Source organism: Dorea sp. ICN-14282 (assembly GCF_037890115.1).
GTDB lineage: Bacteria > Bacillota > Clostridia > Lachnospirales > Lachnospiraceae > Dorea_B > Dorea_B phocaeensis.
In genome coordinates, this window is sequence record NZ_JBBKBH010000003.1 from 206,407 (window position 1) to 221,964 (window position 15,558).

Consider the following 15,558-nt stretch of genomic DNA (forward strand, 5'->3'; position numbering starts at 1 on the left):
TTCTGTTTTATATTCATGTGTTCCCACATGCTCTCTTATCATAATGCGAAAACCAGTTCTTGTCAACCACATGATACTGTATCCTGCTGTTTTCTTTGGACTCTATATCATATACATAGCATACTATATATTCTCCTTCTATCACAAAGGTACAATTCTGATCTTTTGTTTCTAGAAATATACGCAGACCCTCTTCTTGACAGGGCACCTCATAATCGCCTATCAGTTTCTCTATCTCCAGATCTGACAGATATTCCAAAAGTTCTTCCCTGTTTTCTGCCCGTTGCAGCTTCTGTTGATTCTTATGATCACTACTGTAAGTATAAGTAACCTCCTTGATATCGTGGATATGTTCTCCCAAGACTTCCCCAACTGTGGTGCGATCTGTCGCAAATATCATACGCCCCGGAAAAAAGCAGCTAAGAAACATCACCAAAAACAGAATCCACAGCCCCCGTCTTTTCTTTTTCTCCTGCATCGTTTCCCGCATCCGATACCTTAGCGTCTTCGCCCTCCTAGAAAGGCACGTAGTAAATCCACTTGATACTCCCGTATCCGTAAGTAGCAAATTAGCATACACTCTTCTCCCAGCTGCATTTTCGTCTTTTAACACAAGTTCATCACAGGATAACTCCAGATCGTCTTCTGCTCTCTTCACCGCAATCCACGCAAAAGGATGCATCCATCCAAATGCATTACAGAATCTTAAGAAAAACTTTGTATGTGTATCACGCCTTCTGATATGACATAATTCATGCCGGAAGATAAACGCAGCTTCTTCTGTTGTATAGGCTCTCCTCGGGAGGTAAATCACCATATTTTTTTGAATCATTCCCACCGTAAGAGGGGTTTTGATTCGATTAGAATACTTCAGTCCAACCGTAAAACTCTCGGAAAAATTCAATTTCTTTTTTTCCCGTTCAAAGCTCTCTCTTAATTCCGGATCTTCTACCTCTCCCGCATCTTTTTTCAGAAGTCTTGAAAACTGAACATGCGACAGGATCTGCCACAGCATAAAAACTGCAAATCCCAGCAGCCAGATTCCCAACAACAAAAAGATGATTTCTTTGGGGATGTAACAGACCATGATCTGTTTGCCCTGTGACAGTTGATAAAAGATATATGGCTGATAATAAAGAAAAATCGGAACCAGCCAAAGCGTTGCACACATTTTTGCCGCATAATATTTCCTGAGCACCGGCAGGAAGAGCAGCAGGAAAAGGAAATACGCATTCAGGAAGAAAAACGTATCAAAAATGTAGGAAAAGAACTGCTCTGCCAGCATTTCTCCATCTAAAAACAGACACATGATCAGAGCCATAATTCCTATCACAATGGGAAACACAAGCGGATCCAGCCACACCAGTGAATCATCTGTCCGCACCCGCATCGGTGTTGCCTTTCCATTCTCCACATTACAGGATCCCCGATAGCCGCCTATCAGCATCAATGCCATAAATACAGCCCAAAAGATCCGCATCATAAATATGATTCCTGTATCTGTCATTTAGATCTCTCCTTTCTCAAGAAGCTGTCTCAGTTCTTCTAATTCCTCCTTCTTCACACCACCGTCATTGAGTGCCACCGCAAAATTTGCTACAGATCCCTGGAATAGTCTGTCTAAAAAAGATCGACTCTCAGACGCCAGATATTCCTTCTCTGTTATGACTGGATAATAATAGTTGGTGCGTCCTTCTTTTTTCATCTCAAGAAAGGATTTCTCACACAGGCGTGTCAGAAGTGTCAATATGGTGGTCGGCGCCAGAGGATGTTCTTGTTGAAGCCTTTCTTCTATCAAAAGTCTGGAGACCGGCGCTGTCTCCTTCCAGATGATCTGCATGATCTCAAGTTCGCTTTCCGGCAATCGCTTGATCACTTTCATGTCCTTCTCCCTCCTTCTTCTACTATTGTAGAATTATTATACTCTACACTTGTAGAAGAGTCAACACCATATCAAAAAAAACGCCATTATCTCCGATCTTTTTCTTTATTTCATCTGCTAATTACTTTCTCATCTTACAATGGGAATGCACTGCTGCTCCCAAGAACACCGGAATCTGAACCAGGGTTACCGCCACAAGTACATAAGGGATCCATACCGACTGGCTTCCCAAATGCAGGAACTTAAAATCAATCAGCATATACAGAAAACTATTGCCCATCCCAATTCCACCGCCCGGTAGCAGGCACTGCAGCCACAGCCCCAACTGACCTGGAAATACAGACGTTGCAAACACCGGCAAGAAACAGAACACCAACGCAGCTGCCAAAGATGAAACCATGCTTTTCATCTTCGTAGACAAATACAGAGCAAAACTGATCATTGCCAAAAACATCAGAAATCCAGCTGCCAGATTCAGCCACTGCGTCTGTCCTATGTCTAAGTTCGGCAAACTGGAAATAGAGAAGATGACCTGCAGCGATGTTTTCGTACTCTCCCATCCAAACAACGTATTGGTAACTGCAATCCACACCATAGAACAGATCAGGAAGGTACTGCCGCAGATCAAAACTGCAGATCCAATCTTGCAGGCCGCCATCTTTCCCCTTCCGTGCTTCGTGCATCGAAGGATGTCATCTGCTCCCGTCTGATAATCAGAACTAAATATCGGCGACGCTATCACGACGCACAAGATGGTAATCAAATAGATCAGCAGCACCTGATAATCCATCGCATTACTGCTGATTCCCGAATAATATTGAAATGGTTTCTCCACATCCTGATACAGATTTTCTCCTATCTTCTGGGCAGATCTGTGTCCTGGCTGCTCCATCGCAAGAAGAGCTTTCGTCCTTTCCTGAACCTTTTCATAGTAACGATTCGTCTCCTCAATCGGAATCTCTGTCAGCGCCGGCGCCATTCCATTTTCATCCGCAAATGCTTCCCTGACGCCATGAATGAGCTCCCAGTAAGGGATCAGCATCGTCGTATCTGCTTCCTCCGGCAATTCGTAGGTATCTTCCACGCCATATTTCGTCAGACATTCCTGATAGGCAAAAAGAGCCTGCTTTACCTTCTCTGGCGTTACCTCTCCTTCTAGCTTAGACCGCTGTCCCCGAAGATAAGTTACGGCTTCTCTTCCCTTTAGAGAAATCTCCTGCCCCTGTTCATCGGTATAGCTAACCTCCTCAAAGGTAACCGGAATATATGCCAGCATCCCGGAAAACACCAGCGCTGCCGCCAGTAAAATCCAGGTGCGTTTTGTAGTCAGTATCCGTTTCATTTCCAATCCTAAAAACCGCATTCCACTTCTCCTCCTTCCCCATTTCTTTCCATACAATCCTCCTGTGGGAATAACCACAGATACAGATCCTCCAGCTTCGGCGGCACAGATTTCGAATCCGGGATCTGCGGACCATCTGCCAGATAACGCACGGACACCATTCCATAGTCTTCGTTTCGCAGATTAACGATCCGCATACCTTTCTCGTAAGAAGCGATCTCCTGCGCCGGGATCACCCCACTCCATACTTTTCCTTCCACCAGACAAATCAGCTCTTCTGTGGATCCCGTCTCAATAATGTGTCCCTCCTTCATAATCGCATTCTGCGTTGCCATATACTCCACGTCTGATACAATATGAGTCGAAATCAACACAATCCGATCATTTGCAAATTCTGACAACAGATTGCGAAAGCGAATCCTCTCTCCCGGATCCAGCCCACTGGTTGGTTCATCCAGAATCAATACTTTGGGATCATTTAAAAGCGCCTGGGCAATACCCACTCTTCGTTTCATTCCACCAGAAAGCTTCACAATCTTTTTATTTTTCACCTCGCTTAGAGTCAGTCTCTCTAAAAGTTCGGCAATCTTTTTCTTACTCTCCACCCTTGAAAGGCCTTTTAATGAGGCCACATATTCCAGATAAGATTTCACCGTAAACTCCGGGTAGAATCCAAATTCCTGCGGAAGATAACCAAAGATTTCTCTGTATTTTCCCTTTAACATGGTAATTGGCAGCCCATCGTAAAAAATTTCTCCGGATGTAGGCTGTACAATTCCGGCAATCATCCGCATCAAAGACGTCTTCCCCGCACCATTTGCGCCTAACAGCCCCCACACGCCCGGCGTCAGGGTAAGGGACACCTGATCCACCGCTTTTTTGTCCTTATAATATTTTGAAATATTTCTGATTTCCAGTTCCATATTTATCTCCTTTTCTATCCATATACAGAATACGCTTCCTACACTGCACATCTATTCACATACGGTGCGCCCCTCCTTGCGCAAAAGATCGATACACTGATAGACAATCCCCACTGCAAAAAGTGCCATCAAGGCAGGGAAAACCAAAGATTCCACCTGATAATATTCGGAATAAGACTGCGCAAATTTCGCAAGAATTGACACCATTCCTACACACATTCCATACGCCCACCGCTGAAAATGAAAAAACTTAACCTTACGAAGCAGATAAATCCCACCGTTACACGCTGCCAGAAACGGCAGGCACAAACACCAAATCGTCTGCATTAGCGGAAGCGGCGACACTTTTCTGATTTGCCATACAACGCAAAATAACATGCACAAGCTTCCCGTTCCATAGATCAGGATTCTCGTCAACAGCAATTCCCATATGGAATACCTGGCAGATGCTTCTACCTCCAGCATCTGATACCGTCTTGCCCGATAAAGAACAGGCACTACCGATGAAAACAGCAAAACTCCGATTCCTCCTGCCAGAAACACAAAGCTCTTTGCCGTAAAATACTCAAACTCCATTCCTGTCAGCAAATCCAACAGCATAAATATCACCAGTACGATTCCAATCTGAACACTCCAAATTCGCATTCCTGTCAGACGAATCTGCTCCAGAAGAAACGTTCGAAATCCGATAGGTTTCCTTTTCTTTCGTTCCCTTTGTTCCAGCTCCGCTAATTGAATGGTTTTCGTCAGTGCCATTTGTTCTATTTCCTCGCTGTCAGAATCTCCTTTCCAGATTTTCTGATTCTGAAAATATTCCCAAAGTCTTTGTTCCGTCTGTCTCATACGTTCCCGCCTCCTTTTTTACATTCGTATCCGTTAGATCTGTCTTTAATCTTTTCAATGTGGTGCGAAGCTTTGACTGCACCGTTCGCATGGGTATCCCCATTACTTCCGCAATTTCCCCCAGTGTCAGGTCCTGCCCAAATCGCAATAAAACCAATTCCTGTATCTCCGGCTCCAAACGACTGATCAGCTGATGCAGCCATGCATCTTCTTCCGCCTTCCCAAATCCTGTTTCCAGATAAGGAATCTCCCACTCCAGATCTTCCAATCCATCATCATTGCAGCAGCGTTTCCTTGCCAAATCAATACACGTATTTTGAGCAATTTTATAAAGAAACGGTCGAAACTCCCCTCGGAAACTACGGACATCCATATAACGCACTACCTTTAGGAACGTCTCCTGTGCTGCATCCTCTGCACAGACTCGCCCGAATGTATGAAAACGACAGTATCGCAAAATATCCGGGTAATACATTTCTATCAGTTCTCCAAGAGCCTCCCTGTCCCCATATTCTATTTTTCTGATTAATTTTTTCTCGCGCGTCAAAATCTAACCTCCTGTGAGAACAACATTTTCCACATTCTATCCACATATTTTCCACACCAGCTGCTCTCTAAGGGCGTCCCCTCATTTGTTATAACGAATCAGGTATTGGAAAAGGATTAAAAATAAAGGAAAAAATCAATTGGGGACGGAGTTTTTTTCAAAAAACTCCGTCCCCAATTGATTTTACCATTTTCCCCAGCAGAGTATCCTCTCGGCAGCTGCTGTGATAAGTGTGGTTACCACATTACTGCCTACAATAGCTCCAATCAGATATTTTCTATCTTTCGCAGATTTCTTTAGGCACCCATAAACCACTGGCATTTCCACTACAATGGTCATTAGTAGATAAATGGCGCCCACGGTGTATAAATGAACGCCTCTCCAATCTCTTCCACTCCAGACGAAAACCGAGTCAAACGAATAAAGTACATAAGGCGCTGCAAAGGACAAGAGGTTTGTCACCAACGCCACCCAGGGCAGCACGTCATAGGGCCGTGTCTGTGAAATCCACACCCAGGAAGAATTTGCAGAAACCGGCATACCAATAAGAACAGATCCAAGGAATGCTCCTGGGATAATTCCACCAGCCAATATGTATAGCAAACTATGTTTTTTGTTCTTGCTTTTCATATCTGTTTCCCTATTTCTTATTCCTTTATCAATATTTCCGAAGCGTATCCTGGCTGTCATCTGTCGTCTTATCAATCTTTCGAATCTCCACATAATATCCGCCTCCTTGGGTCTTCACCAGAACCCGGTCACCAACCTTGTGTCCCTTGATGGCCTTTCCAAGCGGTGACTCGATACTGATCAGTCCCGCCAGCGAATTTCCCCGAACACTGGTAACCAGACGATAGGTCTCCGTCTCGTCATCCTCTTCAAAATAAAGATCCACTGTATTGTTGATTCCAACCTCATCCGCCTTTGATTCATCCGATACGATTTTCGCATTTTTCAACATTCTCTCCAGATAACGAATCCGGCTCTCATTACGGTTCTTATCCTGTTTCGCTGCTTTATATTCAAAATTTTCACTCAGATCTCCTTGTGCCCTGGCTTCTTTCACAGCCTCCAGCTCTTTCTTACGAACCACCAGTTTCCGGTATTCAATTTCTTCCTTAATTTTCTCTACATCACTTTTGGTCAACTGCTCTCCCATTTTTCTCTTATACTCCTTCTCTTATCTCTCTCTTCTATCTCCATTCTGGTTTCTTTCTTTAATACTCCCAGCCTAATTTACCTCTTAATGCATATGTGTTCCTACAAAAGAAATCCATTCTCTAAGTACACCCCAAAGGCGCGGATGGTGTTTTCCTAGAATTTCCAATCGCAATAATTCCTTTGGCCGTTGAATCCCTCCCGATCGTTCTATTTTTGCTCAGTCGAATAGATACCAGTGGAATTCCAAATACTTTTGTCTTACTGGTATATTCGTAGCCACTCACATATCGTGTCAGACGATCCAGTTTTTCCTCTAATCTGGCTGTATCTTCTGAGAGCGGCTCCTACTCCCTAACCAAATAGTCCAGACTGACACCAACCACTTCCGCAATAGCAACCAGCTTGGCCAGCTCCGGTACAGCTGCGCCGGACTCCCACTTGCTGACCGACTGCCTGGTACCCCCCAGCATATCGGCAAGCTGCCCCTGGGATAGTCCGCTCTTTTTTCTCTCAATTAAAATCTTCTCTCCCAACCGGAGTGTCAGATGATTCCCCTGATTTCCTTCCTTCACGTTTCTTTTCCTGCCTTTCCCATATCTATTCTATACAATGAATTCAGTTTAACGCACCTTCCATTTCTGTGCAAGAAATCAGCAGTTGGAATCTTGTCAACCAGCAGTTGCACCTGCCATTATTTACAATTATTTATATTTATTTGCACTTATTCCCACAAAAAAGATGGATGATAGAGAAAGAATGTTCCCAAAACGGACATACTCACATACCAGACAGCCTCCCATTTCCCATAGGATTCCGACTTCAAATACTCGCCACATATCTTCGCAAATGCTCTCCAAATTAAATAGCCCAGAAATGCTCCCAGTGTGTTCGCAATCAGATCATCTATATCCGTTGCCCGCATGTTTACCAGCTGCGTCAGTTCAATCATCACCGAAAAGGCAAATCCAGCGGCTACCGTATGCCCTATTTTTCGATATCCCTTCCAAATCAGCGGCAGCAAAAACCCAAAAGGCATACACATAATAATGTTCAGAAAGAAACTAACATTCAAATCGGAAAATGGAATCAAATTGATGTTTCCTCTAAAAATCCCTCTATCGGAATGCATCAGAATCTCATCTAGTGTCCCAAGTCCTGTCACCTGGAATACCATCCAAATATAAACCATAAATACATAAGTCCACAGAAAATGCGAAAATCCGCATTGATTCCCAAGTCTTCCCGCCCGTATCACCATTACCAGCTGACAGATCAAACATGGAAGCAGCACACAACCGAAACTATAAATTGCATATTCATTCATTAAGTAACTCATATGGCACCCCCGTCTTACTAAATTTTTTGTTAGTATAACGAAGGTTCCTTAATATTCGAGGTGCAATATTATTAAGAAATTCTGATTTTTATTTACTCAAAGTTTCGATCAAAACGCAGCCCTAAGGTATGCTTCCCCTGAACACAAGCATCAAAGTCCTGCATCAACACTTCTGCAACCTCCACTGCATAATGCATTCTTCTCAATAACCCAAGACTACTTTCCACACATTTCTCATTATCTATACGTTGATGAAGCAGCCCATTGTACGTATGATACTGACCAGCCAATTTCAAAACCAGATTGATAAGATCGTGCTTCCATTTATGCTTCGCAGTAAAAAGACGCTTCACAAACCGAAGCCACAACAGCGATTTTTGAACGATCTTTTCATTCACCTTTTCATAAAACGGCGCAATCGCTCTTGCCGTAACTTCATCTGCCGGCACCAGGTCTGCCACCGGATAGGAGAACGGATCCTCACCATCCATGCGAAGCAGCATTTTCTCATATTCTGCTTCAATCTCCATATGTGCAACCTTCGTTTTCTTCATCATCTCACTCACATAGGGGTGACATTCACTATCCAGCGCATAATGACAGATAAACCCTAAAAGATACGCGTACTCTCTGCTATTTCTCCCCCGCTTCTTCACCACCTTAACCGCATGCTCAAAAAACGGATACGCCGAAATATGATGAAGATGTATTCCGTATTTTGCCACTGCATTGATATAGAAGGGACGATAAAAGAATAAAATATCCGGACCCTGCAGCCCAATCTGAAACTGCGTATAATACCGTTTGATAATCTCTTTTATCTCCCCGCTTAATTTGGACGCCACCTCCCTGCCGAAGCGGTCGTGTGCATAGATTGCAGGCATAGCCTTCCCTCCTTTTGTCTCTTAGAAAAGAATATCCCGATTTATCGTTGTATAAAAAAGCTTTTTACATTCTTCAAAATCCAAAGTCTGTGCAAAAACCCACATCATCTTGGTCACGGTCGCTTCCAGTGTCATGTCATAAGATTCCAGAATCGGAAAATGGGTCTTAATCTCTTTCCCCACCTCATAAACGCACATATCGCTTCCATCATTGGTGACCTGCGTAGACATTACAACCAGTTTTCCGGCCTTCGTCCACTTTTCCAGCATCGCCATAAATTCATGGTCTCCATAGTCCGGAAGTCCGCCAACTCCGAAGGATTCTATAATCAGCCCATCGTAATACTGCATCAACCCTTCCAAAACTCCAGCATCAATACTTGGAATCAATTTCATCAGAAATATTTTATTATTCATAGCATGATAGAATCGAAGTGGTGTTGTCGCCTGATCCTTATCATCAATATAAAATACGATCCGATCGTCATGGATCACCGCAATATCCGGATAATTAATGCTGGAAAAGGCATTATACCTCTTAGAAAATTCCTTTTTCGCCCGGGTTCCGGCAATGACTCTCCCACCAAATACGATCACCGTACCATGCGCCCGCGGATGCGCTGCAAATCGCAGGCTGTCCATGAGATTCATCCTGGCGTCCGTAATCGCAAGATCGATCGGTTTCTGCGCTCCTGTCACCACAATCGGCTTCCGATTATTCTGAATCAGATAGGAAAGAGCCGCCGCAGTATACGCCATCGTATCTGTCCCATGACAGACCACGAATCCGTCATAATACTCGTATTTCTGTTCAATCAACTTCGCCAGCTCTACCCAGTGTGCGGCACACACATTGGTACTGTCTAACGAAAACGGTTCTACCGCATCAATCTCACAAAACCCGGCTGCATCCGGTACATACTTTAGAAGTTCTTCCGCAGAAATCTGCGGCTTCAATCCATACTCTGTATACTTTGATGCAATCGTGCCGCCAGTGGCAATCAACAATATCTTTTTCATTCTTTGTAATCTCCTGATCCCTCTTTCATTAATCCTATTATAACTCACACACCATTTTTCTTCTATTCCTTTTTCTTCTATCTATTTTTCAGCGCAAAAGGAGCTCTCACAAAAAGGAAAGCGAACCTTTTGCATCAGACCAATCACCTGACCTGATAATATAACCGTTAACAGAGAGTATACAATCTTACTTCCCGGAATATAGGTAAGCGACGCAGCTAACACCGTCAAATCACTAATCAGGTAAATCCATTGAATATCCACCGGAAATACCCGCTCCAAACTCATTGCCAGCGCATCATCGCCCGTTGGCGCTCCTCCCACTCGAACGCACAGACCTATACTGACACCCACAAAGAGGGCTCCTACCACTGCCGCAAACAGTGGTCTTTCTCCAATGTCAGGAAATAATGGTTCAAACTGTTCAAAAATTCTATAAAAAACAGAAAAGCCAATAGACGAAATAAAAGAATATACAAGAAAAAGTCTCCCCAGCAATTTCCATCCCCAAAAATAGCATAATACCGTCAGTACAAAACCCGAAACCGATGGTGAAATGCCAAGCCAATATTCCAAAAGAAGCGTTAACCCTAAGATTCCCCCCTCTGTAACATTGGACATCGAATGAATGTTGTAAAGCCCAAAAGCTAATATTGCACTTCCCAACAGCAAAAGTAATACCGATGATAGTTTAATTTCTTTCAAAACTGAACGCATTTTTTAATCCTCTTTCTACAATTCTTTCTACAATTTGTAATCCAATTTTAGATTCCATCTATGACGCAATTATAAACTCTGGTATAATACTAGAGTCAAGGAGGTAAATACAGCCTATGAAAAACTTTTTTAAGATCGGTGAAATTTCTAAATTGTACGGAATCGGTGTAGATTCCATACGCTATTATGAAGAAATCGGAATTATTAAACCAAAGCGTTCAGAATCTGGATATCGACATTATAGCATTCACGACATCTGGAAACTAAATGTCATCCGTGATTTACGTTCCATTGGATTTACAATGGAGCAAATCCGAAAATACTTAAATCATCATACGGTCTCATCCTCACTATCTATGTTGGAAGAGGAAAAAGAAGCCATTTCCAAACAAATGCAGCATCTGCAAAAACTGCAAAAGAACGTAGAACACAGGTTAAACAACATTCATTCCGCATTATCCCTTCCTTTAGACAAAATCCACTTACGAAACATTCCCCCTCGCCATTGTCATCGCCTCCCCGAAGGATACGAAACAGAAGAGGAAATGGACTTGCTGATTAAACAGCTCATTAACTTAAATCAAAATCGATTATACATCATCGGAAGTAACCAAATCGGAACCATCGTTTCCCTGCCAGCGCTGCTAAATAAGGGAACACTCTCCTACCAATCCGTTTTTCTGATAGATGATGAGGGCTCAGACATCATTGATGGCGGTGATTACCTCTGTGTTACATACCGTGGAAGCTATGAAAAAAGTGCATACTGGGGGCAACAGCTCACACAATATGCACACACTCACAATTTTACCATTCATGGTAATTTATTAGAAATTCTTTGGATTGATATCCACACCACTTCTAATGAATCTGAATATATCACACAATTACAACTTCCAATTAAATAAAATGCATGAACAGCTCCTCTGAACTTGGCTTCTGAGGAGTTGTAAAAGCTTGTTTGAAACTGTACGTTTTAATAAAAGCAATTCTCTATATGCAATTTAGTTGCAGGCGTTTTTTCAATATGTTAAACTGTCATTGTTTATTTAAGAATCATCAAATCAAACTTTATTCCAAGAAAGTAGGTTATTTTATGGAATATAGCTATTTATTTTATATTGTTGCCGGTTTTATTTCTGGAAGTATTCTCTTTGGCAGGATCATTCCGCTCCTCTTCAAGAACATCGATGTAACCAAAGACTCTGACGACGGAAATCCTGGAGCATTTAATGCATTCACATGCGGAGGTCCGATCTGCGGACTTTTCGTTCTATTACTAGATCTTTTAAAAGGAGCTCTTCCCGTCCTATTATGTATATCCCATATTGGAACAGACTCCTGGCTATTTGCATTTGTCATCGCAGCGCCTGTGTTTGGGCATGCACACTCTATTTTTAATAGGGGAAATGGCGGAAAAGGAATTGCAGTTTCTTTTGGCGTTTTACTGGGGCTGCTTCCTATTTGGCAGCCACTGGTTTTACTCATTGTCTGGTATTTACTCTTTCTTCTGGCAATACCGGCAAAATCCAACACTCGAAAAAGCATCTATGCTTTCTTTACATTCGGAATCAGTGCTGTATTTGCTGTGAAACACACGATGATCATGTATGGATGTATACTAATTGCCGGAATCGTCATCCACAAGCATTATTTAAATGCAGTTGCATGTGAACAACATTAGAAAAAAGCTATGGAAAGAGGAAAGAATGGAGGATTCGATGAAAGTATTATTATTATCTTGCAATACTGGCGGCGGCCACAATTCTGCGGCAAAAGCAATTGCGGAAGAACTTCTCACTCACGGTGAGGAAGCCTATGTATTAGATTACCTCTGTCTTGCAGGTAATGGCGTGTCAAAATTAGTTGGAGACGGCTATGTGCAGATTGTGAAGAAAACTCCTCTTTTATTTGGACTTATATACAAATTAGGAATGGTGATCAGTCGTCTCACCCGGAAATCACCTGTCTATTATATCAACGGATGTATGGCCAAATATCTCAACAGCTATCTGAAAGAACATCCCACAGACGTTCTGATTATGCCGCATCTCTATCCTGCTGAAACAGTTACTTACATGAAACGAAAGGGAATGGATCTTCCTGTAACGATTGCTGTAATGACAGATTATACTTGCATTCCCTTTTGGGAGGAAACAGACTGCGACCATTATATTCTTCCCCATGAGGCTTTACGAAAATCCTGCATAAAAAAAGGAATTCCAAACGAGAAAATTCAAACATTTGGAATTCCTGTAGCAAAAAACTGTCGATTAAAAATCAGCAAAGAAGAAGCCCGCAAAAAATTAGGCTTAGAATTAAATCAAAAATATTTTCTGGCAGCCGGCGGCAGCATGGGCGCCGGAGATTTTATAGAACTGATTCAAAGATTAGTTTCCCGCACAGATACAGAACAAATCCTTGCCGTTTGCGGAAATAATCGAAAAGCAGAACGAAAATTAAAGAAGAAATTCAAAGACGAATCTCGCGTAATTGTATTAGGCTTCACAAATCAGATGCCTCTTTATTTGAGCGCCTGTGATGTCGTATTTACCAAACCCGGTGGATTAACCTCCACAGAAGCTGCTGTCATCGGCGTTCCAATGGTTCATACCGCTCCCATTCCAGGCTGCGAAACGGTTAATCGTCGCTTCTTTATGCGCGCCGGTATGAGCTGGTCCGCACTCACTTTAAAAGGTCAGGTCAGTAAAGGGATTCGTCTTATGAATGACGTAGAAGCTCAAAAAAAGATGATAGAACGCCAAGCGAAACAGATTCACGGGGATGCTGCAGAACAATTATATGAATTCATCCGACTTCAATGCCGAGCTAAAAAATAATGGTGGCACCTTTTTGCATTCCCAGATTGTCACGAACTTAATCTCTTTTAAACAGTCTCCTTCATTCTGTCAGAGATATTCTTCTATATATAGAAAACCATGTGGCTAATACATGGTTTTTTTAATACAAAAACTCCCCAGAACCAAAGTCCTGAGGAGTCGAAAAATCTTTTTGAAATTGTACGTTCCGAAAACGTATAATTAACGTTTGCGTAACTGAGAACGCTTGATTTTACTGGATTCTTGGAATGTGGTGTTGCAAACACGTTACAAACACAGGGCTTCTCATTACGCCTCACCACACCTCTAAACTATCAAAGAGGGAGATGACTCAAAATAACAAATGTGCATCTTCCTCTTTTTTTCTCGCAATATTATTCAAACTCGACAATTACTAATCAATTTTGTTTAGAGATTATTTGTTGTCGTGTTTGCAGTTCTTTTGATTATTTGATTTATCCATATTATCCTGCCTATACGGACTAATGTTATCATTTTGTTATCGGCATTGATAACACTTGCTCTGTAACTGTGGATAATAGCAATATATTCCGTCTCAAATTATAAGCGGTTTTGCTTAGAAAATCAACAATAAATCCTCTCACTAATTAAAATACTTTTATCTTTCATTATCCCTCTTCTCCTCTACAAACTGTTCTTTGATTTTTAACACTATTTTTTATAATCTTCCAAATGAATCTGTTTTGATTGATTGACAATTACCGAGCTATTCTAGTATATTTAATCCATAAAGCAGATACAAAATCGCAGATGTGCAGGTGAACAGACATGAAAAATATCCATAGCATTGAATTTTATACTGGAAGCAAGGAAGAACTGCTTCCCGGTTTTGAAAAAGATTTTCCCTATATCGCTTCAAGGGCAGAACTTGACAAGTATATCGGACATTATGTACCGTGGCACTGGCACAAGACAGTGGAACTTTTTTATATGGAAAGTGGTAGCATTGAATATGATACGCCGGGAGGAAAACTGTTGTTTCCGGCTGGAAGCGGCGGCATAGTAAATTCCAATGTACTCCATATGACAAAAGCAATATCGCAGAAAGAAAAGAATATACAGCTACTTCATATTTTCGATGTTTCCCTACTTGCCGGGGAACAGGGAAGCAGGATTGAACAAAAATATATTGCGCCTATCATAACAGCCCCACAGATTGAGGTAATTCCGCTTTTTCCAGGCAATGCAGAAGAAGAAAGGATTTTGAAACTGCTTGCCGCTTCATTTCGTTTATCCAGTGATGAATTTGGATATGAAATAAAACTGCGGGAAACCCTAACAGAAATATGGCTCATGCTTTTTGAACTATCCCGTCCTATGCGTGAAAAAAAGGGGGAACATAATAAAAGCAACGATAAAATAAAGCTGATGATGATATATATTCACGAACATTACAGAGAGAAAATCTCTATCCCGGAACTTGCGGCAGCAGCATACCTAAGCGAAAGGGAGTGTTATAGAGTGTTCCATGACTGTCTGCACATGACACCCGTAGAGTATATAAAGGCTTACCGTCTGCAAGCTGCCTGTCAGATGCTAGCAAAGGGGCAGGAAGCAGTTACCGTTATCAGCCATGAGTGCGGTTTGGGGAGTAGCAGTTATTTTGGAAAGGTTTTTCGAGAATACACACATTGTTCACCCACAGAATATCGGAGAAAATGGCAGAATAGTGATAGATAAGGGCAGAAAAGAAATATTTTTTCTATTCCTTTTGCATTATAATGATACCTGTAAAGTAAATCCGTCATTTACAGGAGGTGAGTGCAAAGTGGTAAAACTGAACATTCTGAACATGAAAAATTTTTTAGATACGGTCAATAGCTGTTCCGGCAAAGTAAATATGCTCTGCCCGGATGGTAAAAAACAAAACATCAATGGGGAAGAAAAGATACAGGGCAGTTTGTGGCGGCAATACTCCCAAAACAAAAACTGTTTGCGGCTTGTTTTAGAAGTTCCGAATCCAACGGACTATATGAACATTGTTTCGTACTATGCCGGGGATTGCTGATTTATCTGTAAATATTTCATCATAAAGGGGCTGG

The 15,558-nt window shown here is 42.1% G+C and carries 18 protein-coding genes; 5 read left to right on the forward strand and 13 right to left on the reverse strand.

The window, feature by feature from the left end; translation table 11 throughout:
• Positions 1-13: 13 nt before the first annotated feature.
• From WKT00_RS09545 to WKT00_RS09605, 13 genes are all read right to left on the reverse strand, one after another.
• Positions 14-1,507: a M56 family metallopeptidase gene (locus WKT00_RS09545; protein ID WP_101695776.1), complete on the reverse strand. Its 1,494-nt coding sequence runs from the start codon at positions 1,505-1,507 to the stop codon at positions 14-16.
• Positions 1,508-1,882, reverse strand: a complete 375-nt coding sequence (locus tag WKT00_RS09550) for a BlaI/MecI/CopY family transcriptional regulator (RefSeq protein ID WP_101695775.1) — start codon at positions 1,880-1,882, stop codon at positions 1,508-1,510.
• A gap of 121 nt (positions 1,883-2,003) precedes the next feature.
• Complete coding sequence (locus tag WKT00_RS09555) at positions 2,004-3,245, reverse strand: ABC transporter permease subunit (protein WP_173814716.1); 1,242 nt, start codon at positions 3,243-3,245, stop codon at positions 2,004-2,006.
• Entirely contained in the window at positions 3,233-4,147 is a 915-nt protein-coding gene (locus WKT00_RS09560; RefSeq protein ID WP_173814717.1) for an ABC transporter ATP-binding protein, read from the reverse strand. Before WKT00_RS09560 ends, WKT00_RS09555 begins: the two co-directional genes overlap by 13 nt.
• Positions 4,148-4,198: 51 nt before the next feature.
• Entirely contained in the window at positions 4,199-4,990 is a 792-nt protein-coding gene (locus WKT00_RS09565; protein ID WP_340263331.1) for a hypothetical protein, read from the reverse strand.
• Positions 4,923-5,537, reverse strand: coding sequence for an RNA polymerase sigma factor (locus WKT00_RS09570; RefSeq protein ID WP_101695772.1), 615 nt, complete (start codon positions 5,535-5,537; stop codon positions 4,923-4,925). Before WKT00_RS09570 ends, WKT00_RS09565 begins: the two co-directional genes overlap by 68 nt.
• Before the next feature lie 183 nt (positions 5,538-5,720).
• The gene (locus WKT00_RS09575; RefSeq protein ID WP_173814719.1) at positions 5,721-6,260 is read right to left on the reverse strand and encodes a hypothetical protein; all 540 of its coding nucleotides are present in this window, start codon (positions 6,258-6,260) and stop codon (positions 5,721-5,723) included.
• Positions 6,196-6,696: a transcription elongation factor GreA gene (gene greA / locus WKT00_RS09580; RefSeq protein WP_101695770.1), complete on the reverse strand. Its 501-nt coding sequence runs from the start codon at positions 6,694-6,696 to the stop codon at positions 6,196-6,198. The genes WKT00_RS09575 and greA overlap by 65 nt, the downstream gene beginning before the upstream one ends.
• Positions 6,697-7,042: 346 nt before the next feature.
• Positions 7,043-7,270 (reverse strand): helix-turn-helix domain-containing protein, encoded by a 228-nt coding sequence (locus WKT00_RS09585; protein WP_340263334.1) that lies wholly within the window; start codon positions 7,268-7,270, stop codon positions 7,043-7,045.
• 149 nt (positions 7,271-7,419) lie between these two features.
• Positions 7,420-8,034, reverse strand: a complete 615-nt coding sequence (locus tag WKT00_RS09590) for a VanZ family protein (RefSeq protein WP_340263336.1) — start codon at positions 8,032-8,034, stop codon at positions 7,420-7,422.
• A 92-nt stretch (positions 8,035-8,126) separates the two neighbouring features.
• A complete protein-coding gene (locus WKT00_RS09595; protein WP_340263338.1) occupies positions 8,127-8,918 on the reverse strand; it encodes a zinc dependent phospholipase C family protein in 792 nt (263 codons plus the stop codon).
• A gap of 21 nt (positions 8,919-8,939) precedes the next feature.
• Entirely contained in the window at positions 8,940-9,938 is a 999-nt protein-coding gene (locus WKT00_RS09600) for an asparaginase (protein WP_340263340.1), read from the reverse strand.
• Positions 9,939-10,019: 81 nt separating this feature from the next.
• A complete protein-coding gene (locus tag WKT00_RS09605; RefSeq protein WP_340263342.1) occupies positions 10,020-10,655 on the reverse strand; it encodes a YitT family protein in 636 nt (211 codons plus the stop codon).
• Positions 10,656-10,771: 116 nt separating this feature from the next.
• On the opposite strand from WKT00_RS09605, the gene WKT00_RS09610 reads away from it, so the two are divergent.
• The 5 genes from WKT00_RS09610 to WKT00_RS09630 all read left to right on the forward strand — a co-directional run bounded on the left by WKT00_RS09610 (position 10,772) and on the right by WKT00_RS09630 (position 15,524).
• Positions 10,772-11,563, forward strand: a complete 792-nt coding sequence (locus tag WKT00_RS09610) for a MerR family transcriptional regulator (protein WP_340263343.1) — start codon at positions 10,772-10,774, stop codon at positions 11,561-11,563.
• A gap of 188 nt (positions 11,564-11,751) precedes the next feature.
• Positions 11,752-12,339 carry a glycerol-3-phosphate acyltransferase gene (locus WKT00_RS09615; RefSeq protein WP_101695854.1) on the forward strand — a complete coding sequence of 196 codons (588 nt, stop codon included), beginning with the start codon at positions 11,752-11,754 and terminating at the stop codon, positions 12,337-12,339.
• A 37-nt stretch (positions 12,340-12,376) separates the two neighbouring features.
• Positions 12,377-13,495 (forward strand): MGDG synthase family glycosyltransferase, encoded by a 1,119-nt coding sequence (locus tag WKT00_RS09620; RefSeq protein WP_340263346.1) that lies wholly within the window; start codon positions 12,377-12,379, stop codon positions 13,493-13,495.
• 789 nt (positions 13,496-14,284) lie between these two features.
• A complete protein-coding gene (locus WKT00_RS09625) occupies positions 14,285-15,196 on the forward strand; it encodes an AraC family transcriptional regulator (RefSeq protein WP_016304806.1) in 912 nt (303 codons plus the stop codon).
• An 88-nt stretch (positions 15,197-15,284) separates the two neighbouring features.
• Positions 15,285-15,524 carry a hypothetical protein gene (locus WKT00_RS09630; protein WP_016304805.1) on the forward strand — a complete coding sequence of 80 codons (240 nt, stop codon included), beginning with the start codon at positions 15,285-15,287 and terminating at the stop codon, positions 15,522-15,524.
• The last annotated feature ends 34 nt before the right edge of the window (positions 15,525-15,558 follow it).

What these genes read in the sequence shown, in the direction of transcription:
- WKT00_RS09545 (WP_101695776.1), bottom strand. Translation starts at nt 1,507, where the DNA reads ATGACAGATACAGGAATCATATTTATGATGCGGATCTTTTGGGCTGTA.
- WKT00_RS09550 (WP_101695775.1), bottom strand. Translation starts at nt 1,882, where the DNA reads ATGAAAGTGATCAAGCGATTGCCGGAAAGCGAACTTGAGATCATGCAG.
- WKT00_RS09555 (WP_173814716.1), bottom strand. Translation starts at nt 3,245, where the DNA reads ATGCGGTTTTTAGGATTGGAAATGAAACGGATACTGACTACAAAACGC.
- WKT00_RS09560 (WP_173814717.1), bottom strand. Translation starts at nt 4,147, where the DNA reads ATGGAACTGGAAATCAGAAATATTTCAAAATATTATAAGGACAAAAAA.
- WKT00_RS09565 (WP_340263331.1), bottom strand. Translation starts at nt 4,990, where the DNA reads ATGAGACAGACGGAACAAAGACTTTGGGAATATTTTCAGAATCAGAAA.
- WKT00_RS09575 (WP_173814719.1), bottom strand. Translation starts at nt 6,260, where the DNA reads ATGTGGAGATTCGAAAGATTGATAAGACGACAGATGACAGCCAGGATA.
- greA (WP_101695770.1), bottom strand. Translation starts at nt 6,696, where the DNA reads ATGGGAGAGCAGTTGACCAAAAGTGATGTAGAGAAAATTAAGGAAGAA.
- WKT00_RS09590 (WP_340263336.1), bottom strand. Translation starts at nt 8,034, where the DNA reads ATGAGTTACTTAATGAATGAATATGCAATTTATAGTTTCGGTTGTGTG.
- WKT00_RS09595 (WP_340263338.1), bottom strand. Translation starts at nt 8,918, where the DNA reads ATGCCTGCAATCTATGCACACGACCGCTTCGGCAGGGAGGTGGCGTCC.
- WKT00_RS09600 (WP_340263340.1), bottom strand. Translation starts at nt 9,938, where the DNA reads ATGAAAAAGATATTGTTGATTGCCACTGGCGGCACGATTGCATCAAAG.
- WKT00_RS09605 (WP_340263342.1), bottom strand. Translation starts at nt 10,655, where the DNA reads ATGCGTTCAGTTTTGAAAGAAATTAAACTATCATCGGTATTACTTTTG.
- WKT00_RS09610 (WP_340263343.1), top strand. Translation starts at nt 10,772, where the DNA reads ATGAAAAACTTTTTTAAGATCGGTGAAATTTCTAAATTGTACGGAATC.
- WKT00_RS09615 (WP_101695854.1), top strand. Translation starts at nt 11,752, where the DNA reads ATGGAATATAGCTATTTATTTTATATTGTTGCCGGTTTTATTTCTGGA.
- WKT00_RS09620 (WP_340263346.1), top strand. Translation starts at nt 12,377, where the DNA reads ATGAAAGTATTATTATTATCTTGCAATACTGGCGGCGGCCACAATTCT.
- WKT00_RS09625 (WP_016304806.1), top strand. Translation starts at nt 14,285, where the DNA reads ATGAAAAATATCCATAGCATTGAATTTTATACTGGAAGCAAGGAAGAA.